This is a genomic window from Streptomyces sp. E2N166, from assembly GCF_003671715.1.
Lineage (GTDB): Bacteria > Actinomycetota > Actinomycetes > Streptomycetales > Streptomycetaceae > Streptomyces > Streptomyces thinghirensis.
The window spans coordinates 1,272,888-1,294,624 of record NZ_RAIF01000032.1; the positions used below are offsets into that span (position 1 = coordinate 1,272,888).

Annotated in this window: 21 protein-coding genes; 8 read left to right on the forward strand and 13 right to left on the reverse strand. The window is 73.1% G+C overall.

Features of this window, described 5'->3' with window-relative positions; genetic code table 11:
- Positions 1-158 precede the first annotated feature (158 nt).
- On the forward strand, positions 159-545 hold the full coding sequence (locus tag EBH09_RS32625) for a DUF2267 domain-containing protein (protein ID WP_193776652.1): 387 nt from the start codon (positions 159-161) through the stop codon (positions 543-545).
- Between the two features lie 86 nt (positions 546-631).
- A complete protein-coding gene (locus EBH09_RS32630) occupies positions 632-1,171 on the forward strand; it encodes a DUF1360 domain-containing protein (protein ID WP_121750438.1) in 540 nt (179 codons plus the stop codon).
- A 72-nt stretch (positions 1,172-1,243) separates the two neighbouring features.
- On the opposite strand, the gene EBH09_RS32635 is transcribed toward EBH09_RS32630, so the two are convergent.
- Positions 1,244-1,642: a DUF5997 family protein gene (locus EBH09_RS32635; protein WP_121750439.1), complete on the reverse strand. Its 399-nt coding sequence runs from the start codon at positions 1,640-1,642 to the stop codon at positions 1,244-1,246.
- A gap of 83 nt (positions 1,643-1,725) precedes the next feature.
- Here EBH09_RS32635 and EBH09_RS32640 point away from each other — a divergent pair, with 83 nt between their 5' ends.
- Positions 1,726-2,529: a LysR substrate-binding domain-containing protein gene (locus EBH09_RS32640; protein WP_121750440.1), complete on the forward strand. Its 804-nt coding sequence runs from the start codon at positions 1,726-1,728 to the stop codon at positions 2,527-2,529.
- Between the two features lie 34 nt (positions 2,530-2,563).
- On the opposite strand, the gene EBH09_RS32645 is transcribed toward EBH09_RS32640, so the two are convergent.
- The 4 genes from EBH09_RS32645 to EBH09_RS32660 form a co-directional block, all read right to left on the reverse strand.
- On the reverse strand, positions 2,564-3,304 hold the full coding sequence (locus EBH09_RS32645; protein WP_121750441.1) for a DUF4142 domain-containing protein: 741 nt from the start codon (positions 3,302-3,304) through the stop codon (positions 2,564-2,566).
- Between the two features lie 169 nt (positions 3,305-3,473).
- On the reverse strand, positions 3,474-6,302 hold the full coding sequence (locus tag EBH09_RS32650; RefSeq protein ID WP_121750442.1) for a beta-L-arabinofuranosidase domain-containing protein: 2,829 nt from the start codon (positions 6,300-6,302) through the stop codon (positions 3,474-3,476).
- 83 nt (positions 6,303-6,385) lie between these two features.
- A complete protein-coding gene (locus EBH09_RS32655; protein ID WP_121750443.1) occupies positions 6,386-7,111 on the reverse strand; it encodes an HAD family phosphatase in 726 nt (241 codons plus the stop codon).
- A 28-nt stretch (positions 7,112-7,139) separates the two neighbouring features.
- On the reverse strand, positions 7,140-7,616 hold the full coding sequence (locus EBH09_RS32660; protein ID WP_121750444.1) for an Lrp/AsnC family transcriptional regulator: 477 nt from the start codon (positions 7,614-7,616) through the stop codon (positions 7,140-7,142).
- 237 nt (positions 7,617-7,853) lie between these two features.
- Here EBH09_RS32660 and EBH09_RS32665 point away from each other — a divergent pair, with 237 nt between their 5' ends.
- Positions 7,854-9,344 (forward strand): FUSC family protein, encoded by a 1,491-nt coding sequence (locus EBH09_RS32665; RefSeq protein WP_121750445.1) that lies wholly within the window; start codon positions 7,854-7,856, stop codon positions 9,342-9,344.
- Positions 9,345-9,491: 147 nt separating this feature from the next.
- Complete coding sequence (locus EBH09_RS32670) at positions 9,492-10,526, forward strand: lactonase family protein (protein ID WP_121750446.1); 1,035 nt, start codon at positions 9,492-9,494, stop codon at positions 10,524-10,526.
- Positions 10,527-10,736: 210 nt separating this feature from the next.
- Here EBH09_RS32670 and EBH09_RS32675 read toward each other — a convergent pair whose 3' ends face one another.
- The 5 genes from EBH09_RS32675 to EBH09_RS32695 all read right to left on the reverse strand — a co-directional run bounded on the left by EBH09_RS32675 (position 10,737) and on the right by EBH09_RS32695 (position 16,461).
- The gene (locus EBH09_RS32675) at positions 10,737-11,660 is read right to left on the reverse strand and encodes a hypothetical protein (protein ID WP_121750447.1); all 924 of its coding nucleotides are present in this window, start codon (positions 11,658-11,660) and stop codon (positions 10,737-10,739) included.
- A 135-nt stretch (positions 11,661-11,795) separates the two neighbouring features.
- Positions 11,796-12,797, reverse strand: a complete 1,002-nt coding sequence (locus tag EBH09_RS32680) for a BadF/BadG/BcrA/BcrD ATPase family protein (RefSeq protein ID WP_121750448.1) — start codon at positions 12,795-12,797, stop codon at positions 11,796-11,798.
- On the reverse strand, positions 12,794-13,471 hold the full coding sequence (locus EBH09_RS32685; protein ID WP_121750449.1) for a uracil-DNA glycosylase: 678 nt from the start codon (positions 13,469-13,471) through the stop codon (positions 12,794-12,796). The genes EBH09_RS32680 and EBH09_RS32685 overlap by 4 nt, the downstream gene beginning before the upstream one ends.
- 70 nt (positions 13,472-13,541) lie before the next feature.
- A complete protein-coding gene (locus tag EBH09_RS32690) occupies positions 13,542-14,696 on the reverse strand; it encodes a sialidase family protein (RefSeq protein WP_121750450.1) in 1,155 nt (384 codons plus the stop codon).
- Between the two features lie 82 nt (positions 14,697-14,778).
- Positions 14,779-16,461, reverse strand: coding sequence for a DNA alkylation response protein (locus tag EBH09_RS32695; protein ID WP_121750451.1), 1,683 nt, complete (start codon positions 16,459-16,461; stop codon positions 14,779-14,781).
- Between the two features lie 102 nt (positions 16,462-16,563).
- On the opposite strand from EBH09_RS32695, the gene EBH09_RS32700 reads away from it, so the two are divergent.
- The gene (locus tag EBH09_RS32700) at positions 16,564-17,316 is read left to right on the forward strand and encodes a PaaX family transcriptional regulator C-terminal domain-containing protein (protein WP_121750452.1); all 753 of its coding nucleotides are present in this window, start codon (positions 16,564-16,566) and stop codon (positions 17,314-17,316) included.
- Positions 17,317-17,349: 33 nt separating this feature from the next.
- On the opposite strand, the gene EBH09_RS32705 is transcribed toward EBH09_RS32700, so the two are convergent.
- On the reverse strand, positions 17,350-18,153 hold the full coding sequence (locus EBH09_RS32705; protein WP_121750453.1) for a pectate lyase: 804 nt from the start codon (positions 18,151-18,153) through the stop codon (positions 17,350-17,352).
- 200 nt (positions 18,154-18,353) lie between these two features.
- Entirely contained in the window at positions 18,354-19,433 is a 1,080-nt protein-coding gene (locus EBH09_RS32710) for an NADH:flavin oxidoreductase/NADH oxidase (RefSeq protein WP_121750454.1), read from the reverse strand.
- A 152-nt stretch (positions 19,434-19,585) separates the two neighbouring features.
- On the opposite strand from EBH09_RS32710, the gene EBH09_RS32715 reads away from it, so the two are divergent.
- Positions 19,586-19,936, forward strand: a complete 351-nt coding sequence (locus EBH09_RS32715) for a helix-turn-helix domain-containing protein (RefSeq protein WP_121750455.1) — start codon at positions 19,586-19,588, stop codon at positions 19,934-19,936.
- Between the two features lie 16 nt (positions 19,937-19,952).
- Here the strand turns inward: EBH09_RS32715 and EBH09_RS32720 are convergent, their stop codons facing one another.
- Positions 19,953-21,326 (reverse strand): FAD-dependent oxidoreductase, encoded by a 1,374-nt coding sequence (locus tag EBH09_RS32720; protein WP_121750456.1) that lies wholly within the window; start codon positions 21,324-21,326, stop codon positions 19,953-19,955.
- 236 nt (positions 21,327-21,562) lie between these two features.
- On the opposite strand from EBH09_RS32720, the gene EBH09_RS38075 reads away from it, so the two are divergent.
- The coding region (locus tag EBH09_RS38075; protein ID WP_238697585.1) for a DUF6214 family protein at positions 21,563-21,737 on the forward strand (175 nt) is incomplete at its 3' end.

Below are 21,737 nucleotides of genomic sequence, written 5' to 3' on the forward strand. Positions count from 1 at the left end.
CTGTTCACAGACGACGCGGTGGCCCGGGCGTGCGCCCTCGCCGACGCGGGGCGCGCACGCCGGTGAGACCGCGCACGCTGGTGAGACCGTGCCCGTTTCCCCGGCCCGGCCGGTGGGCACCCGGCCCGAATCGTGAACCGGCCGAAGGAGGCGACGCCGTGCGGCTCGACGAATTCCTGACCCTGGTCCGCGACCGCGGCGAGTACCACAGCGAGGAGGAGGCCGAGCAGGTCAGCACGGCCGTCCTGTGGGTGATCGCGTCCCGTATCGACCCGGAGGAGGCCGCGGGCCTGGCCGCCGACCTGCCCGCGCCCTTGAACGACGCGCTGCGCCTGGAGCGCGGGCGTCCCGAGTCATTCGGCCGGGAGGAGTTCCTGCGGCGTGTGGCCCAGCAGACCGGCGCCCGGCCGCGCACCGCGGAGTGGGACGCGGGCGCGGTGCTCTCCACCCTCACCGAAGCGGTGCCCGGCGAACGCGTCGACCGTCTCCTGGCCCACCTGCCCGCGGACTGCGCCGACCTCTTCGGCGGGCCGGCGCCGTACTGAGAGCGGCCCGCGCGCACGCGTTGCAGACGGCCGGAAACGGGCACCCGGTCCCGGCCGAAGAGGCGGTACCCGTACAGGAGGCATGCATGACGGACGGCGAGCAGCGACACGACGGACGCCCCGACGAACACCGCGACAGACGCCCCGACGTCCCTTACGACGCCGAGGAAAGCACACCCCTCGGGGGGTACGCGGCGCTCGCGACGACCTTCGCGGCGAGTGCCGGAGTGTTCGCCGTGACCGCGTGGCGTCGCGGGGTGCGACTGCCCGAGACCGTCCCGGCCTGGGATGTGGCGCTGCTGGGCGCGGCGACGTTCAAGGCGTCCCGGCTGCTGACCAAGGACAAGGTCACCAGCTTCCTGCGGGCCCCGTTCACCCACCGCGAGCGCGAGAGCGACGCCAACGAGGTGATGGACGCGCCGCGCGGTACGGGGCTGCGCCGCGCCGTCGGCGACCTGGTGTCCTGCCCGTTCTGCACATCCGCCTGGGTGGCCGGCGGGCTCGTCGGCACCTACGCCGTCGCACCCCGGGCCGCCCGGCTGCTGTGCGCGGGCCTGAGCGCCGTCGCCGTGTCGGACTGGCTGCAGTACGCGTGGAGCGTGACGGAACAGAAGGCCGAGGAATGACCGAGGGGTGACAGTGACAGCGGATGACAGAGAGTGGAGGGCGCGGGCGCTCCACCGAGCCCGCCCGGACGGTCAGTCGCGCTCCGCCTGTTCGGCCCGCTCGGCGTGCAGCTTCTTCACGCGGGCCGTCTCCTTGCGGACGTCGGCCTGGACGGCCTGTTCCCGCTCCAGCCACTGAGGGCGCTCCTGCTTCAGCGCCTCGATCTGCTCCGTGGTGAGCGGTTCCGCGACCCCGCCCCGGTGCAGACCCGCGATGGAGACACCCAGCTTGGCCGCGACCACCGGCCGCGGGTGCGGACCGTCGCGCCGCAGATCCCGCAGCCACTCCGGCGGGTCGGCCTGGAGCGCGTTGAGCTCGGCGCGCGTGACGACGCCCTCCCGGAACTCGGTGGGTGTGGCCTCGAGGTACACACCCAGCTTCTTCGCCGCGGTCGCGGGCTTCATGGTCTGGGTGTTCTGGTGCGACGTCATGGTGTCAAGGGTATCGAGCGTCTGCGCGACCGCCGACCACGCCGGGTGGCCTCGGGCCCGACCACGCCCGGTAACCTGGCCGGGTGACAGGCTCGGAAGAACCCCCCTCGTTCCGGCTCGCGTACGTCCCGGGGGTGACGCCCGACAAATGGGTGCGCATCTGGAACGAGCGGCTGCCCGACGTCCCGCTGTCCCTGACCCAGGTCGCCCCCGCCGAGGCGGGCGGCGTGCTGCTGGGCGGCGACGCCGACGCCGGGCTGGTGCGGCTGCCCGTCGACCGCTCCGTCCTCAGCGCGATCCCCCTCTACACCGAGACCACGGTCGTGGTGATCCCCAAGGACCACCTCGTCACCGCGGCCGACGAGGTGGCCGTGGAGGACCTGGCCGACGAGATCGTGCTGCACCCCATGGACGACGTCCTCGGCTGGGAGCGGCTGCCGGGCCGGCCCGCCCTGGAGCGCCCGGCCACCACGGCGGACGCCGTCGAGCTGGTGGCGGCCGGGATCGGCGTGCTGCTGATGCCCCTGTCGCTGGCCCGCCTGCACCACCGCAAGGACCTCACCCACCGGACGGTCACGGACGCCCCCGAGTCGAGCGTGGCGCTGTCCTGGCCCGAGGACGCGCACACGGACCGGGTGGAGGCCTTCATCGGAATCGTCCGGGGCCGGACGGTCAACAGCACCCGGGGCCGACAGCCGGCCCCGGCGAAGGGCGGGAGCACCGAAACGGCCCCCGCGCGGCGCAAACCGGCGGCCGGAAAGCAGACCGGCGGCACCCGGCGCGACGCCGGCGGCAGCACCAGGACCGGCGGCAAGGGCGGTAGCAGGGGCGGCGCCAAGAGCGCCGGTGGCAAGAGCGGCAGGCGCGGCAAACCCCGCCGCGGTTGACGCGGCCGGTGCCCCCTGGGGCGTCAGTCAACCGTCAGCGGACCGTCGGACTGGGCGTCGGCGCCGAGGTGTTGACCTCCAGCCCCGGCGGCGCGGTGAGGGACAGCACCGGCTCACCCGGCTGCGGCGCCGGCGGTGTGAGCTGCACCTTGGGCAGGCTCGGTGGGGCCGACTGCTGGAAGTTGACCTGGTCGAAGTTGACCAGGCCGGTCTTCTCCAGCACGGTGATGTGGTCCAGCACGGTGTCGTTGGCCTGATCGGCCAGCTGCCTCACCAGGCTGTTCTTGGTGTTGGCGCGGATCTTGGCGATGGCCGGGAAGATCTGGCCGTGCGTGATGCGCATGATGTTGACCGCGGTGGTGTCGAACTGCTTGCCCGTGGTCCCGTCCACGGTCGAAACGAACTGCTGCTGCTGTGGTGAGGCCAGGTTGGGCAGGGTGATGCCCAGCTCGGGCGCGATCTTGCGGCAGGTCGCGTCGAGCCGGGCATGCCCGACGACCAGGTGCTCGCCGGCCTCCACCATCTCCGGTGTCGAGCCCCGCTCCATCGCCATCAGCCCGAGGGGGTGCTCCCACAGCCCGGCGGCCCGGACCTTCACCACGAAGTCCCGGTCGGCCTCGGTGAGCGGCCCGTACACCGTGTTGGTGATGACACGGTCCTGAGTACTGGCCGTGTTCCGCACCCCGAGCATGGTCGGGTATGCGAGCGCGGTGAGGGTGAGGACCAGGGCACCGGCCACGAAGGCGGTCCCTGCCGTGGTGCGCGTGATGCGCATCGTGCCTCCTGGGGCAAGACAGGCTCGGACACCAGGTGGTACGGATGCGGACGCCCGACCGATCACTTCCGCGGGTAAAAACTTGCTCCCGTCAGTTCCTGCAGTCCGACGGTCCCTTCAGTCCGACGGTCCCCTCAGTCCGCGCACCACCAGTCCCACGACTAGTCCGCTAGTCCGCGTACGACGCCCTCCGCGCGGTCCGCACCACCCGCTCGCCCTCGTCGCCCCCGAGCCGCCCTGCCTCCACCCACGCGTCCACCGTGGACCGCACGTGCGTCACCAGCGCGCCCTTGTCGCGGAACGGAGCCTCCGCCCAGATCTCGTCGAGCAGCGTGGTGCCGTCGCCCTTCGCCGGGTTGGCGACGCCCGAGTCGGTGCCGCCGAGGACCACCCGGGGTTCCGAGCGGCGGAAGTAGGCGTGCGTCGGGTCCTCGGTCCCCTCGGCGAACGGCGCCCACTCGGTGCCGTCCAGCGTGTAGTGGAGCGGTTCGCCGGACACGGGGGTCATCGTGGGGAGCAGGTCGCCGGAGAGACCCGCGTTGCCGTACAGCCCGCACTCCAGGTGATCGGTGGCCGGGTTGCGGCCGACCAGGTGGACCGGACCGTAGAACAGGGCCTGCAGTGGCGGGTCGTCGAGGGCCCTCTCCACCCGCAGCCGGAAGGGCATCCGGATCCGCACGGTGTCGCCCCGGCGCCAGGTCCGGGACACGGTGAAGTAGCTCCCCGGCTTCGGAGTCCCCGGCACAGCGCGGCCGTTGACCGTGACGCGGAACCCCGCCGTCGCCCACGACGGCACCCGCAGCCGCAGCGCGAAGGAGGCATCGCCGCCGCCGACGACGAGGGTGCTGCCCTGCTCCCGGGGGTAGTCCGTGGTCTGGGTGACGGTGACCCCCCGCTCGGCCCAGGTCAGGGTCGAGCGGGTGTAGAGGTTGACGTACAGGGCGCTGCCGTCGGCCGCGGCGAAGTACACCGAGTCCTGGTACTTGGTGGCGCTCTCCATCCCGGTGCCCTCGCAGCAGGTCGTGCCCTGCTTGGGGGTGTAGTCGCGCACATGACCGGGCGTCAGCCCGATGAAGTAGGTGACGAGCGGCTTCTCCGCGTCCGGCCGGTCCTGCTTGGAGCCGAGGACCTGGTTGTACAGGGCCCGCTCGTAGTAGTCCATGTACGCCGGATCCTGGTCGTGGAAGAACAGCGTCCGGCTCAGCTTGAGCATGTTGTACGCGCAGCAGCTCTCGGCCGTGGTGGCCCCGAGCGTGCCCGCGATCACGTCCCGGCCCTTCCAGAACTCGCCGGTGCTGGTGCCGCCGATGGCGTACATGCGGTGCGGCACGACCATGCCCCAGAAGTTCCTCGCCGCGGTGAGGTAGCGCTCCTCGCCCGTCTCGTCGTACAGCCGCACCAGGCCGGTGAAGATCGGTATGTGCTGGTTGGCGTGCAGGCCGTCGAGGAGGTCGGTGTTCGCGGCGCAGGCGTCGATCAGCCGGTCGAGGTCGAACAGGCGGGCCAGCGCGAGGTGCTCCGCCTCGCCGGTGACGGCGTGCAGATCGCAGATCGCCTCGACGATGCCGCCGAACTCACCGCTGGAGAAGATGCCCCACATCCGCTGCAACGTGGCCGCGGGCAGCTTCGACAGCCGGGAGTACATCCAGTCGCACATGCCGGACGCGAGGTCCAGCGCCCGTTCGTCGCCGGTGGCGAGGTGGGCGTCCAGCAGCCCGCGGAGGATCTTGTGCGCCGTGTAGTACGGCGCCCAGACCTTGGTGTAGTCGCTGCCGGTCATCGACTCCAGGTCGATGAACTGCGTCTCCGGGTAGGCCGCCAGGAACCCTGGGTGGCTGGGCGCGCCCCAGGTGCGGCGCAGCGCGGCCGTCAGCCCCCGGCCGGAGGCGTCGGCGAACGTGCCGCCGGCGGTCTCCTCGAAGGCGTACGACGCCAGGTCGCCCCGGCCCGCCGGTGTCTCGGCGGCGCGGCGCTCCCGCAACGCGCCGATCTCGGCGGCGCTCAGGGCGCGGGACCAGACGTCGAACTCGTCGAAGGCGCCCGCGAAGACGGGATCCGCGGGGTAGTGCGAGCGGCCCAGCCAGTGGTGGGCGAGCGGGCCGAGGGCCGCCGGGGTCAGGGTCATGGCCGTGTTCCGGGCCACGGCGGTGCCGTCGACATAGAGGGTGCCGGTGCCGTCCGCGAGGGTCACGGCCAGGTGACTCCACTCGCCCAGGGGCAGCGCGGCCGTGCCGTCGAGCCCCTGCTCGCCCGCGGCACCGCTGTCGGTGAGGGCGAAGCGCGGTACACCGTCGGCGTTGCGGGCGGCGAGGTAGAGGTAGCGGTGGGTGTCGTCGCCGAAGTCGAGGACGCGGGCCCAGGCGCCGTCGTGGGTGGGCTTGACCCAGGCGGCCAGCGTGATCGCCGGAGTGTCGCCGAGGACACCGGCGGGCAGGTCGACGTACTGGTGGGAGCCGCGCACGTTCTCGGCGGCGGTGCCGAAGCGGCCCTGCGTGCTCAGCACGGCGGGGTCGTGGCGCAGAGCCTCGCGCACCTCGGCCAGCGCGCCGACCATGGTGCCGATGCGCTCGGCGAAGATCCGTTCCCCGGTGCCGCGGTACGCCTGGGACAGCATGGTCAGGAAGTGGCCGGTGTAGTGACCGCGCAGGTTGCCGTTGGCCTCCCCGTCCAGGCCTTCCCAGCCGCCGGGAGCGACGGCGCCGAGGGTGGACAGGCCGGCGTTGGCGCGGAAGACCTGGAGCAGCCGGTTCACGTCGTAGCCGCGGGCGTGGTCCAGCATCAGCCGCCGCTTGTCGGCGAAGAGGCCCCGGCCGAGCGTCACCTCTTCCAGCCCGAACGGTCGTACGGACCAGGCCGTCGGTGCCGCGAGGGCCGCGAGCGCGGCCGGTGCCTGGGGCGCGGCGCCGGGCCGGCCGCTCGCCGCGTACGACAGCGCGGGCGTGCCCGCGGCGATCGCCGTGGCCAGCAGGAGGGTCCGCCGGGAGAGGGGCGCTGCCATGTGCTCCTCGATTCTGTTCGATATATCGAACGACGTTCGAAAGATCGTCCAGAAGATAGACAGCGAGTGGGGGAGCGTCAACGTTACCGGCGAGTATGGTCACGGGCGTCCGGCTGGGCGGGCCGCACCGTGCGCACGAGCCAGGTGTACGCCGCCCGCGCGGTGAACTCGCCCTGCCCGCCACGCAGCAGCAGCCCGGCGGTGGCGAACTCCGGAGCGTCGGCCTGCGCCGCGACGTACGGGATCGCGATGCAGCGCATCCCGGCCGCGTGTGCCGCGGCGGCCCCGGGGGCGGCGTCCTCCAGTACCACGCAGTCCGCCGGGTCCGTCCCGAGCCGGCGCGCCGCCTCGAGGAAGACGTCGGGTGCGGGCTTTCCCCGCGCGACCTCGTCGGCCGAGACGACCGTGCGCAGGTGCGCGTCCAGGCCGGTGCGGGTCAGGATCGCCTCGATGGCCTCGGGCGAGGAACCCGACGCCACGGCAAGCGGCACGCGCTCGCCCGCCAGCAGTTCGACGAACTTCCGCATCTCCGGGTACACGCGGGCGGAGGTGCGGGCCAGCTCCAGATAGTGGCGGTTCTTGACGGCGAGCAGTTCCTCCACGGGCGCGCGCAGTCCGTACCGCCGCTTCCAGTCGGCGACGGTCTCCTGGGTGCTGATGCCCACGTATCCCTCGTGGTCCGTCCAGGTGAAGTCCGGTACGCCGTGCTCGGCCAGGGTCTGCCGTCCCGCCTCGTAGTAGTTCGGCTCGCTGTCCACGAGCGTGCCGTCGAGATCGAAGATGACCGAGATGCCACCGAGAGCGTTCATGGGGTCCAGGATGCCAAGGACCCGGCGATCACCTTCGCGCCGTGCGCCCGATCGACTCCACCAGGGGCAGCAGCCGGTGCGGGACGCGCTCGCGCAGCGCCACCTCGCTGCGGGTGCGGACCACGCCCGGCAGGCTGATCAGCTTCTGGACCACGTCCTCCAGGTGTGCGTTGTCACGGGCCACGACCCGGGTGAGCAGGTCCCCGCCGCCCGTGATGGAGAAGGCCTCGACGATCTCCGGGACGGCGGCCAGCGCCTCGCCCACCTCGTCCAGGTGGCCCTGGGTCACCTCGATGTGCACGAAGGCGAGAACCGGGTGGCCCAGTGCGGCGGGGGAGAGGGATGGCGCGGTGCCGGTGATCACGCCGTCCCGCTCCAGTCGGTCGAGCCGGGCCTGGAGCGTGCCGCGGGCGACGCCGAGAAGACGGGCGTACTCGCGCACGCTGGTGCGCGGCTGCTCCAGCAGCAGCCGCAGGATGCGGGTGTCGAGTTCGTCGACGGCCATGCGTCCGGGTCCCCTCGTCGGCCATTGGCTCTTCGGTGGCCGTGAAAATTCCGTGATCACTGTACCAATGGCCCACTCCAGGGTGAGCCTGTTGAGCCAGTGGTGGCAGAGATGCTCATATAGGAGGGTCGATGGCGCTGCGGATCCCGCGGCGCCTTTTTCATGCCAGTGACATGGCCGGTGACGTGCCAGTGACTTCGGGTCAGTGTGCGCCAGTGTGCGAGGGGGCGGTAATCAGTGCTGAAGAGGGTGTTCGTGAGCCCGGACCCGGGGCGGTCCCGGCTGCGGTTCGCCGCGCGGGCCGTCCTCGGCATCGGGCTGGCCGTCGTCGTCTGCGGCCTGGCCGGTACCTCTCTGGTGGGCGCCGTCATCGGCGGGCTCGCCGCACTGCTCGCGCTGTTCACCGTCACCGACGCCACCGTGCGCGGGCAGGCGGTCACCACCGTGCTGCTGCCGGTCGTCGGACTGCCCGTGCTGACCGCCGCGGCCGCCCTGCACGACCTCCCGGTGGCCAGGGACCTCACCTTCCTCGCCGTCGTCGGCGCGGGCGTGTACGCCCGGCGCTGGGGCCCGCGCGGGCACAGCCTCGGCGTGTTCGCCTTCATGACCTTCTTCATCGCCCAGTTCCTGCACGCGACCACGGACCGGCTGCCCGAGATGTTCGCCGCCGTCCTGCTGTCCGTGGCCGCCGCCGCGGCGGTGCGTTTCGGCCTGTGGTGCTACGAGCGGCGCCTGCCCCCGCCCGCCGTCCCCGCACCACCGGCCGGCACCGGACTCGCCCGCATCACCACCCGCCAGGCCGTCCAGGCCACCGTGGGTGCCGGCTTCGCCCTGGTCGTGGGCCAGCTGGTGTCCGACGAGCGCTGGTACTGGGCCGTCGGCGCCACCTGGTGGGTGTTCGTCAACACCACCTCGCGCGGCGAGACGCTCGTCCGCGGCTTCCGCCGGGTCCTCGGCACCGTCGTCGGCATCGGCCTCGGCTTCCTGATCGCCGTTCCGCTGGCCGGATCCGCGGTGCCCACGACCGTGCTCGTCGCCGCCTGCGTCTTCGGCATCTTCTACACCGCCGCGGTCTCCTACACCTGGATGATGCTCTGCGTGACCCTGCTCGCCGAGCTGCTCTACGGCCTCCTGGGCTTCCTCAGCCCCGGGCTGCTCGCCCTGCGGCTCGTCGAGACCGGTGTGGGCGCGCTCGGCGCAGTACTCGCGGTACTCCTCGTCCTGCCCGTCACCACGCACGCCGTCACCGACGCCTGGATCCAGCGCGCCCTGCGCTGCGTCCACGCCTGCACCGCCGAGGCAGCCGCCCGGCTCGCCGGAACCGAGGGCGCCGACCCGGCTCCGCGCGTGGCCGAACTGGAGCAGCTTCTCGGCCGGGTACGGATGTCGGTCGCGCCGCTCGTGCACCCGCTGAACCCGATGTACGGCCGCAAGCGGCGCGCCCGCCGCGTACTCGCCCTGCTCGACGACTGCGCCCGGGAGATCCGCGGCCTGGTCGCCGTCGCCGCCGATCCCGAGGCCTCGCACGACGCCCGGCTGGCCGCCGCCTGCTGGCGTGTCGAGACCGCGGTCGAGGCGCTCACCGGCGGGCGGGCCGTTCCCGCTCACGCGGACGGCCCGCGCGCCACCGAACCCGCGTTGGCCCACCTCCACGGCCTGGAACGCGCCCTGGCCGAACTCGCCGCACCCCTGCGGGCCCCTTCCGGTTCGCCGCTCGTCGGCGCCTGAGCCGTCCGGCGCCGCGCCACCCGTTTGGTCTAGACCGCAGGTGATCGACTGCTACCGTCGCCCCGGGGCAGACGAGCAGTCGGCACTCGCCGAGGCGCGGGACGACGCCCGACGGCACGGGACGACGCGGGACGAGAGGGAGCAAAGGTGGCGGACGTTGGCAGGCGGCAGCGGCGGGCATACATCGGGTCGTTCACGGCGGCCGGCGGCCCGGGCATCCTGACGGCGGCCGTCGCCCCCGACAGTGGCGCGCTCACGGTCCTGAGCGGCACGGACCGCGTGCCCGACCCCTCCTACCTGGCCCTGGCACCCGACGGGGAAACGCTCTACGCCGTCAGTGAGACGGCCGAGGGGGCGGTGGCCGCCTACCGCGTGGCCGGGGACAAACCCGAGCCCGCCGGGCGGCCGGTACCGGTGGGAGGTGACGGACCCACCCACCTCAGCCTGTACGACGGTCACGTCCTGACCGCCAACTACGGTTCCGGCAGCGTCACCGCCGTGCCGGTCCGCCCCGACGGCGCCCTCGCCCGGGCCGCGTCCGGCGTCCTCAAGCACACCGGCTCGGGCCCGCACGCCCAGCGCCAGCAAGGGCCGCACGCCCACCAGGTGCGGCCCGACCCGAGCGGGCGGTGGGCCGTCAGCGTGGACCTCGGCACCGACTCGGTGCGGGTGTGCACTCTGACGGGCGGTGCCCTCTTGGTGCACCGGGAGATCGCGCTGCGCCCCGGCTCCGGCCCGCGCCACCTGGCCTTCCACCCGGACGGCACCCGCGCCTACGTGGTCAACGAACTGGCGCCCACCGTCACCGTCTGCCGCTGGGACGCCGCCGCCGGCGTGCTCCAGCCTCTCGCCGAGGTGCCGGTGCTGGCCGGGGCGCCGGCCGGCGACGCCTTCCCGTCCGGCATCGTGGTCTCGCCCGACGGCCGCTTCGTGTGGACCGCGACCCGCGGCGAGGACGTCCTGTCCGTGTTCGTCGTGGAGCCGGACGGGCTCCGGCTGTTCGGCACCGTGCCGTGCGGCGGGCACTGGCCGCGGGAGATCGCCGAGTCGGACGGCTTCCTGTACGCGGCCAACGAGCGCTCCGGAGACGTCACCTGGTTCGCCCTCGACGCGGAGACCGGCGTGCCGCGGCGCGCCGGCTCGCTCGCGGTACCGGCGGCGTCCTGCGTCGTCTTCGGCTGACCCGGCCGGGGCCCGCACACGTGCCGCACAGCGCGAGCACCGGACGAGCACCGGACGAAACACCGGACGAAACACCGGACGAAACACCGGACGAGCGCGTGGACGAGCACCGGACGAGAGACGCATGACGAAGGGCCCGCTCCTCCACCGGAGCGGGCCCTTTCAGTCGTGCGTGCTGGCGCGGCCGCCGCGCGCCCGCGCCCGCGCGGGTCAGCGGACCGGCGTGCCCTGCGGCTGCTGCGGCGAGATGCCCAGCGCCGTCGTGTACTTGGCCAGCGCCAGCTTGCCGATCGCGGGGTAGGGGCCGAGCGGCTCGGCGGTGGAGCAGCCCACCTCCGTGGCCGCCCCCTCCAGCAGGGACGCCTCGATCTCCGGGCCGATCAGGTACGGCGCGAGCGCCAGCTGCTGCGAGCCCGAGGAACGCAGCTGTTCGGCCACGGAGGCGATCGAGCCCTCCTCGTCCAGGGCCGCCGCCATCACCGGCACGGCGAGGCGCGCGGCGAGCAGCATCCCGGTGATCCCGGCCGCCTGGACGGCCTCGTCACCGCCCACGGAGGCCAGGATGATGCCGTCCGCGGCGGTGGCCACGGTGAACAGACGGGCACGGTCGGCGCGGGCCAGACCGGCCTCGGAGAGCCGCACGTGCAGCGCCTCGGCCAGCAGCGGGTGCGGGCCGAGCACGTCGGTCAGCTCGGCCGCGATCCGGCTGTCCATGACGGCCTGCCGGATCCGGCGCAGCAGCGCGTTGTCCGGGCCGGCGAGCAGCGGCACGACGACGGCGACGGGGCCGTCGGGCTCCTGCACCTCCATGCCGGCGGCGCGCGCCTGCTCGTAGCGGGCGGTGCGCTCCTCGGCGGCACGCACGAGGACGGTCGACAGGGAGAGGAACTCCTCGTCGTCCCCGTCGAGGTGGCCGATCCGGGCGTCGAGGCCGGGCAGCTCGGAGCGGGCGATGCTGATGACCTCGTCGGCGAGACCTCGGGTGGCGCTGCTGGGAGTCCCCGGCACCGCGAGGACGAGCGCCGGCGCGCCCTCGGGAGCCACCAGGGGTTCGGGACGGCGGTGCCGTCCGGGCTGGCGGGGGCGCGGCATTCGTACTGGCAGGCCGGACGCGGGCCCAGTGGGGGAGCTCATGGCGCCGCATGTTACTGGTTTCCTGGGTTTCCCTGTTCGGGGAGGGTGCAGGTGAGCGGTATCCGTCCGGTTTTGTCTGATGAGTGATGTACGGATCGGCCGACATCGGCACGATTCACCTCACCGGCGCACCGATTATCGGCCGTCCGGCAGGGTCGTCACCCACAGCATCCTGTCGTCACTCGGAAGAGTGAGGGACCCGGTCGCCAGGGCGGCCGCGATCCGCGCCGAACCGTGCAGGGGATCACCCTCGGCGGCGGTCCGCCGCGCATGCGGCAGCCGCTTCGCCAGCTCCTCCTCCAGCGGTACGACCAGGGCGTCGCCCATCTTCAACAGGCCCCCGGTGACCGAGACGCGGGGCTCGCCCCCGGACGGGCAGACCGCGGCGGCCGAGTCGGCCAGGTGCCGGGCGGCGGCCCGCAGGACGTCCGCGGCCACGGGGTCGTCGGCGGCGCAGGCGGCGACGTCGGGCGCGAAGGAGGCGAGGACGGCGGGACGGTCCGTACGCGGGTACAGCTGACCGGGCAGCCCCGCCACCGGCCCGAACCGTTCCTCGGCCCGGGCCAGCAGCAGCGCGGAGCCGCCCTCGCGCCCGTCGTGGGCGCGCAGCGCGGCCTCCAGCCCTGCCCGCCCGATCCAGGCACCGCCGCCGCAATCGCCCAGCAGATGACCCCAGCCGTCTGCCCGGCGCCAGCGGGTCAGGTCCGTGCCGGTGGCGATCAGGCCGGTGCCGGCGGCTACCACCGCTCCGGCCCGGGGGCCGATCGCGCCGACGTACGCGGTGACGGCGTCGGCGACCAGCGCGACCGTCCGCGCACCCAGCTCCCGGGCCAGCGCGCCCGGCAGTTCGGCGCGCAGGGCGTCGCCCAGCGTGGCGAGCCCGGCGGCCCCGACGACGACGGTGCCGAGCCCGGTGACACCGGTCTCGGCGGTCAGCGCCCTGGCCATGGGGACGAGTTGCGCCATCAGATGTCCGGGGTCGATGCCGCGCGCACCGGTACGGACGGGCTCCCGCGACGCACGCCGCCCGAGCCCGTCCGGACCGCCTCCGTCACCCCCCGCGCCGTCCCCGGCCGTACCCACGACGACACGCAGACCCGAGCCACCGGAGTCCACGGCCAGGAAGCCGCCGCTCACGGCAGGCGCCAGTCGACCGGCTGACCTCCGAGTCGGACCAGCTGGTCGTTGGCCCGGCTGAACGGACGGGAGCCGAAGAAACCCCGGTCGGCGGACATCGGGGACGGATGCGCGGACTCCACGGACGGCAGGTCGCCGAGCAGCGGTCGCAGATTGCGGGCGTCGCGGCCCCACAGGATGGACACCATCGGCTTGCCGCGCGCCGCCAGGGCGCGGATCGCCTGCTCGGTGACCTCCTCCCAGCCCTTGCCGCGGTGGGCGGCGGGCTTGCGCGGGGCCGTGGTGAGCGCCCTGTTGAGCAGCAGCACCCCCTGCCTGGTCCACGGGGTCAGGTCCCCGTTGGAGGGCTGCGGCAGACCGAGGTCGGTGTTCAGCTCCCGGAAGATGTTGACGAGGCTGCCGGGCAGCGGGCGCACCTCGGGCGCGACCGAGAACGACAGCCCCACCGCGTGCCCCGGGGTCGGATACGGGTCCTGTCCGACGATCAGGACCCGGACGTCGTCGAAGGGCTGCTGGAAGGCCCGTAGGACATTCGGTCCGGACGGGAGATAGGTGCGTCCGGCGGCGATCTCCGCGCGCAGGAACTCACCCATCGAGGTGATCCGCCCGGCGACGGGTTCCAGGGCCTGCGCCCAGCCCGCTTCGACGATTTCATGCAAGGGTCGTGGTGCCACGGGCGTCACCCTACTGCCGTACGGGTGACGCCGATCAACCGGTGGCCAAGGCCCGTCCCCCCGGTCGGGTTCATCCGACGGCCGCGGCCCGCACGCACAGCACGTCCGGCAGATGCGAGGCCAACTGCCGCCAGCTGTCGCCGTCGTCGGCCGACGCGAAGACCTCGCCGTTGCGGTTGCCGAAGTAGACGCCGGCCTGTTCCTCGTCGTCGGTGCAGAGCGCGTCGCGCAGCACCGTGCCGTAGTGGTCCTCCTGGGGCAGACCAGCCGTGAGCGGTTCCCAGCTCTTGCCCGCGTCCGCGGTCCGGAAGACCCGGCAGCGGTGGTCCGCCGGTACCCGGTCCGCGTCGGCGTTGATCGGGAAGACGTATGCCGTCTCGCCGCGGTGCGGATGGGCCGCCACGGCGAAACCGAACGTGGAGGGCAGCCCCTCGCCGATGTCCGTCCAGTGCGCGCCGGCGTCGTCGCTGCGGTACACGCCCCAGTGGTTCTGCAGATACAGCCGGTCCGGGGTCGCCGCGTCCCGTGCCACCTTGTGCACGCACTGGCCGAACTCCGGGTTCGGGTCCGGCAGGAAGACCGCGGAGACACCGGAGTTGGACGGTGCCCAGCTCGCGCCGCCGTCCACGGTGCGGAACACACCGGCGGTCGAGACGGCCACCGTCACCGACTTCGGGTCCCGCTGGTCGGTGAGCACGGTGTGCAGCCCCTCGCCGCCGCCGCCCGGCACCCACTGGGACCGTGTGGGGTGCTCCCACAGGGGCCGGACCAGCTCGAAGCTCTCGCCCCGGTCCTCCGAGCGGTACAGCGCGGCCGGTTCCGTTCCCGCGTAGACCACGTCCGGTTCCGCTGCGGCCGGGTGCAGCTGCCACACTCGTTCCAGCGAAGCGCCGGTCTCCTTGGGGAACTTGACGGCCGGCTGAGCCGGTTCCGTCCAGGTCCGGCCCAGGTCGTCGGAGTGGAACACCGACGGACCCCAGTGCGCGCTGTCCCCGCCGGCCAGCAGCCGCGGGGTGTCGCCGCGGGTGTCGAGGGCGACCGAGTAGACGGCCTGTGCGTTGAAGTAGGGACTCTCGTCGAACTCCCAGGTGCCACCCCGCCGGCGCCCGATGAACAGGCCTTTGCGGGTGCCCACGGCGAGCAGTACCTCGGTCATGCCGATCACCTCCGCGGCGTCGTCTCCGACGCCTTTGTCTCGGACACGGGCCAGTCTGCACCCCGGCACTGACAGTCACCTCTGGAATGGCTGTCGCCGCAGGTCAGGCCGGTGGCGTCGGGTCCGGCGAGAGGCCCCGCGCGAGAGCCGGTCAGTCCTCGCCGGGCAGCGCCCGCGCCAGGATGCCGCCCAGGTCGGCCCCGGCCGGCAGCGTGCCGAAGGCGTGCCCCCAGTCGCCGCCGAGCCGACTCGCGCAGAACGCGTCCGCGACGGCGGGCGGGGCGTGCCGGACCAGGAGGGAGGCCTGGAGGGTGAGGGCCATCAGCTCCACCAGGCGACGGGCACCGGTCTCGGACGCCTCCGTCAGCCCCGACTCCAGCCGGGCCACGGCGGCGTCCAGCCGGGCGTCCGCCCCGCGCGCGAGGGCGAGTTCGCCCAGGAGGGCGTGCACGGCGGCGGGGGAGCGGCCGAGCGCCCGCAGCACGTCGAGGGCGTTGACGTTCCCCGAGCCCTCCCAGATCGACAGCAGCGGCGCCTCGCGGTAGTGCCGGGGCATGCCCGACTCCTCCACGTAGCCGTTGCCGCCCAGGCACTCCAGGGCCTCCGCGGTGAACGCCGGGCCCCGCTTGGTCACCCAGTACTTGCCGACGGCGGTGGCGATCCGCCGGAACGCGGCCTCCCCGGCGTCCCCGCGCACCGCCCGGTCCGCCGCGCCCGCCAGCCGCAGGGTGAGCGTCGTCGCGGCCTCCGACTCCAGCGCCAGGTCGGCCAGGACGTTGCGCATCAGCGGCTGGTCGGCCAGCCGGGCGCCGAACGCGCTGCGGTGCCGTACGTGGTGCCCGGCCTCGACGAGCGTCTTGCGCATCAGCGTCGCCGAGCCCATCACGCAGTCCAGCCGCGTGCAGTTGACCATCTCGATGATCGTCTTGACGCCCTGCCCCTCGGGCCCGACCAGCCAGGCGACCGTGCCGTCGAACTCGGGCTCGGAGGAGGCGTTGGACCGGTTGCCGAGTTTGTCCTTCAGCCGCTGGACGCGGAAGGTGTTGCGGCTGCCGTCGGGCAGCACTCGCGGCACCAGGAAGCAGGACAGCCCCCCGGGCGCCTGGGCCAGCACCAGGAACACGTCGCACATCGGCGCCGACGTGAACCACTTGTGCCCGCGCAGCGTGTAGACGCCGGGCTCGGCGGTCGGGGTGGCCGCCGTGGTGTTCGTACGGACGTCGGAGCCGCCCTGCTTCTCGGTCATCCCCATGCCGGCCAGCAGGCCCCGCTTCTCCGTGGGCGTGCGCAGCCCCGGCTCGTACTCCCGGCCGGTCAGCAGCGGCTCGTAGACCCTCGCCAGCTCGGGCTGTGCGCGCAGCGCGGGGACGGCCGCGTAGGTCATCGAGGTCGGGCACCCGTGACCGGCCTCGGTGTGCCCCCACACCAGCCCGCCGGCGGTCCGCGCGACATGGGCGCCCGGCCGGTCGTCGGCCCATGGCGCGCCCGCCAGCCCCTCGCCGACCGCCACGCGCATCAGGTGGTGCCAGCTGGGGTGGTACTCGACCTCGTCGACCCGGTTGCCGTACCGGTCGTGCGTGCGCAGCACCGGCTCGTGGCGGTTGGCCAGGTCGCCCCAGTCCTGCGCCTCCGCGCTCCCCGCCCGCCTGCCGAGCCGCCGCAGGTCCTCCTCGGCCCACCCGGCGTCCTCCCGCCGCAACCCCTCCAGCAGGGCCGTGTCGTCGGAGGCGTCGTAAGGGGCCAGGGGCGGGGGCTGATTGGTGACGTCGTGCGTGGCGTACCCCTCGTGATGGCCCGCGGACTCGTCGTACGGCTCCTGCGCGAGTGTCGTCATGACAGGGATGTTGCACTACTTCTACGGCCGCAGCAATAGTGCAACACGCAAGACGCGCGTACAGTACGTGCTCATGTGGATGGACGACGCGTGCCCGCGCGGATGAACGACTCCGTGCCCCCCGGCGGGCTCACGCTGCGCCCGCTGTCCGCGCGGTCGGTCGTCCTGAGTCTGCTGCTCGGCACCCATCGCCCCGAACTGCCGGTGCGGGAGCTGGTGCGGCTCGTCGAAGGCTTCGGCGTCGGCGGTTCCACCGTGCGCGCGGCGCTGAGCCGGATGGTCGCCGCCGGTGATCTGCGGCGCACGGACACCGGCTACCGCCTCAGCGAGCGGCTGCTGGAGCGCCAACGGCGCCAGGACGAGGCCGTCCGCCCGCACACGCGCGCGTGGGAGGGCGACTGGGAGATGGTCCTGATCACCGCGACGGGACGCGCTCCCGCCGAACGCGCCGACCTGCGCGCCCGGCTGACCGCCCTGCGCCTCGCCGAACTCCGCGAGGGCGTCTGGCTGCGCCCCGCCAACCTGCGCCGCCCACTGCCCGCCGAACTCGACCTGGTGGCCGAGCGCTGGGCCTCGCGCCCCGGCCGTCCGGCCGCCGAACTGGCCGCGGGCCTGTGGCCGTTGGACGCCTGGTCCGCCACGGCCCGGGCGCTGCTCGCCCAGGTCGACCGGGCCCGGCGGCCGGCCGACCGGCTCACCGCCTTCGCGGCCGTCGTGCGCCACCTGCTCGCCGACCCGGTCCTGCCCCCGGAGCTCCTCCCGGAGCACTGGCCGGGCGCGGCCCTGCGCGACGCCTACACGGACTACCAGCGGGAGCAGGCCGGACAGGTCCGGGTGAGGAGCACCCGGACCTGAAGCGGCGGGATCAACCCACCCTCGTTCGTCGCGTCACCTGTAGGTGATGTCGGACGACGAGTACTTGCAGTGCGTGCCGTCGGGGCCCGAACCGTTCGAGTCCGGCTCGTCGCCGTCGTCGTTGCCGATGTACTTCTGGCACGGGACGATCTTCTTGCCGCTGTCCCCGACGATCGTGATGTTGCGCAGGGTCGCGCTGTCGCCGTAGTTGGTGTTGATGCCGGCGATCCGGCTGCCCTTCCAGCTCACCTCGATGGTGTTGAGGTTGATCGTCCGCTTGTACTGCGTCGAGCAGTTGCCGCAGGAGCGGACGAAGGTGCCGAAGTTCTTGACCGCGAAGTTCGACACGTTCAGCGATCCGGCGCCGTTGAACTGGAACACCTTGTCGCCGGCTTCTTTGGCGCCGCCGCCCGAGACGGTGTAGACGTTCGACGACGAGGAGCCCCGGAAGGTGGCCGCGTCCTCGCCGACGTCCTCCCACCAGACGTTCTGCAGGGTGCAACTGCCTTTGCAGTGGATGCCGTCCGCGGCGGGGGCGCCGATGATCACGTTCTTGAGGACGGCGCCGGGGGCCAGTTCCAGGATCGGGCCCTGGTCCTCGTCCTGGCCGCCGGAGCCGAGGTCGCCGGTGCCGTAGAGGCGCTTCATCCCGTAGTCCTTGGTGCCGGAGACCGGGATGGTCGACGAGACTCCCTCGCTGCCGTTGGGGGTCGGCCAGGTGGCGGCCTGCGCCGGGGAGGCTCCCGAAGTCATGAGCATGCCAAGCGAGAGGCCGAATGCGGCCAGCGCGCCGGTCGCGGCGCGTCGCCGCGCGCGGGGCCGTGTCGCAGCAGTCATGTTCTGGTCCCTTCCGTAAGGGGTGGGGGTGGAACGGAACATGTAAATGAACGATGTGCGTCGGGCTGAAGCCGTCGCGAACACGGAGGGCGCACGGGTAGGGCCTTGGCGACCCCGCGCGTTCCCGACGGTCATGCTGATGAACGGAAGGTAGAGGGCAAGCGCTTTCTAGTCAACGCCTCGCGCGCTGATGTGCCGCCTCACATGCCCCAGCCGTACTGGTCCGGCATGCGGACGTCCTCGCCCAGCTCTCGCGCCGCGTGCTGGGCCCAGGACGGATCGCGCAGCAGTTCGCGCCCCAGCAGCACCGCGTCGGCCTCGCCGTTGGCCAGAATCTTCTCGGCCTGCTCGACATCGGTGATCAGGCCCACGGCGGCGACCCGCAGCGGGGCGTCCGCCTTCAGGCGCGCGGCGAAGGGGACCTGGTAGCCGGGCCCGGTGGGGATCCGGACGCGCGGGACGTTGCCGCCGGTGGAGACGTCGAGGAGGTCGATGCCGTGCGCCCGGAGGTCGTGGGCGAGCCGGACGGTGTCGTCGGGCGTCCAGCCGCCCTCCTCCAGCCAGTCGGTCGCCGAGACGCGGAAGAACAGCGGCTTGTCGTCGGGCCACACCTCACGCACGGCGTCGACGACCTCCAGGGCGAACCGGGTGCGGTTCTCGTACGAGCCGCCGTAGGCGTCGGTGCGGTGGTTGGAGTGGGGTGACAGGAACTCGTGGATCAGGTAGCCGTGGGCGCCGTGGATCTCGACGATCTCGAACCCGGCCGCGAGGGCCCGGCGCGCGGCGTCCGCGAACTGGCCGACGATCTCCTGGATCCGCGTGGTCGTCAGCTCGGTCGGCACCGGGTGCCGCTCGTCGAACGCGAGCGCGCTCGGGCCCACCGGCTGCCAGCCGTGCGCGTCCGGGCCCACCGGTGCCCCGCCCTTCCAGGGCTGCGCGGTCGACGCCTTGCGGCCCGCGTGGGCCAGCTGGATCGCCGGGACCGTGCCCTGGGACCGCAGGAAGTCCGTGATCCGGCGGAACGCCTCGACCTGGGTGTCGTTCCACAGGCCGAGGTCCTGCGGGGAGATGCGGCCCTCCGGTGCCACGCCGGTGGCCTCGGTGACGATCAGGCCGGTGCCGCCCACGGCGCGTGCGCCGTAGTGCGCGAAGTGCCAGTCGCCGGGGACGCCCGCCAGCGGGCCCTCCGGTGCGGCGGAGTACTGGCACATCGGCGGCATCCAGATCCGGTTCGGGATCGTGGTGTCACGCAGCTGGAGGGGCTGGAAGAGGGCGCTCATGAGCGGGTACTCCCTTGGTCGCGACGGGAAGGGCGGGCGGAACGGCTCGTACGATAGCCCTCGTAGTACGGTAGATGTCAAACTACGGTGCTCTTCGTACAATGAGGCTCCCTCCTCAACGGTGGGACCCTCCCGGACCGACTGGAGCCGCCGTGCCCCCCGCCACCACCCGCGACCTGCCGCACCCGGCGCGCGAGGAGATCCGGCTGGAGTCGGTGCTGCACGCGCTCTCCGACCCGGTGCGGCTGCGCATCGTGCGGGAACTCGCCGCCGACAGTGACGAGCTTCTCTCCTGCTCGCACTTCGACCTGCCGGTCACCAAGTCCACCACCACGCATCACTTCCGGGTGCTGCGCGAGAGCGGGCTGGTCCGCCAGACCTACCGGGGGACGGCCAAGATGAACGGTCTGCGCAGGGACGACCTGGACGCCCTCTACCCGGGGCTGCTCGACGCCCTCCTGGCCGCCGCGGCCCGCCAGGCCGCCCGCCTCGGCACCGACTGACCGCGGCAGGGGACCGCTACTGGGGCCGTCGCCGTCCGCGCTCCCGGGCCGCGGTCGTCCGTGCCGCCGTCAGCAGCGACTCCCAGTCGGGCAGCTTGACCACGTGCCGCCCCAGCGAGGCGCCGAGTTCCGCCTCGGCCCGCTCGATGGCCCGCCACCCGGCCCACTCGACCGGCTCGATCCCCTCGGCGCGCAGGAGGGCGAGAGGGTCCGCGGAACGCTCCCGCCCCGCGAGCGCGGGGGCGTCCGACAGCAGGGAGGTCACCGTCTCCTTCGCGCACGGGCGGTTGGTGCCGATGACGCCGGTGGGGCCCCGCTTGATCCAGCCGGCCACGTACTCCCCGGGGGCGACCGCGCCCTCCCGCAGGACACGCCCCGCCCGATGCGGCACCGTGCCGCTCGCCGCGTCGAACGGCAGCCCCTCCAGCGGCACTCCGCGGTAGCCCACCGACCGCAGCACCAGCTGGGCCGCGATCTCCTCGTACCGCCCGGTGCCCGTCACGCCACCGCGCCCGTCCGGTGCCGTCCGCTCGAAGCGCACGGCGCGGACGTGGCCGTCGCCGTCCGCCGTCAGTTCCACCGGGCGCAGGAAGAAGCGCGGCCGGATCCGGCGTGCGGCGTCCGGCGCGGGCTGTCCGGCCCAGCCGCGCAGCACCTCCACGTTGCGGCGCTGCGGACCGGGGAGCCCGGACGAATCCCGGTACGCCGGGTCCAGCGCGAGCTCAGCCGGATCCACCAGGACGGCCGTGTCCGGAAGGGCGCCCAGCTCACGCAGCTCCTTGGTGGTGAAGCGGCCCTGCGAGGGGCCCCGCCGGCCCACCATGTGCACCTCGGCCACCCGCCCGGCGGCGAGCGTGTCGAGCGCCGCCTGCGGCATGTCGGTGCCGCTCAGCTCCGCGACGCCGCGTACCAGCATCCGCGCCACGTCGACGGCGACGTTGCCCATCCCGATCACGACCGCCGACCGCACATCGCGTAGGAAGCCGTCGTCCACGGCGTCCGGATGGGCGCTGTACCAGGACACGAACTCGGTCGCCGACCAGCTCCCCGGCAGCTCCTCGCCGGGGATGCCGAGGCGCCGGTCGGTGGCGGCGCCCACGCAGTACACCACCGCGTGGTACAGCTCGCGCAGCCGCGCGGCCGGCACGCCCCCGGGGCCGACCGGGACCCCGCCGAGGAACCGCACCCGCTCGTGCTCCAGGACCGTGCGCAGGGTGTTCTGCAGCGACTTGATCTTCTCGTGGTCCGGCGCCACGCCGTACCGCACCAGTCCGTACGGGCACGGCAGACGGTCCAGGACGTCCACATGCACGTCGCGGCCGAGCTGGACGAGGCTCTGCGCGGTGTAGCACCCGCTCGGTCCCGAGCCGACGACGGCGACACGCAGCACGGCGGAACTCCTTGTCCGGGAGGCGGATGGTCCGGAAGTCGGAGGGGTCGCTTTTGCTCCAAGCATCCCACCGCTTCCGCTCCGCTGACAGGGTGCTGCGCCCGGTGAACGGCGTATGTTCGCGCGTGTTCCGTTCGTATGGAATGTGATCATGAGGTTACGTTGCGTGTGTGCTTGAGGCATCCTTCGATGATCGTTCTCTTCAGCTTTCCGACCGCTGTCCGGGCGACGGTGAGATGTCCGTGCGGCACACCTGGGTGGTGCGCGAGGGTGCCACCGTCACCTCTTGGTTCGACGTCCGGCTGACGTTCCCCGACGGCGCCCGGGTGGACGCACTCGCCGTGTTGTCCGGTCACGGCGTGCGGGTCGAGGACGTACGGGCCGAGCCGCCGCTGTCCCTCGACGACCTGG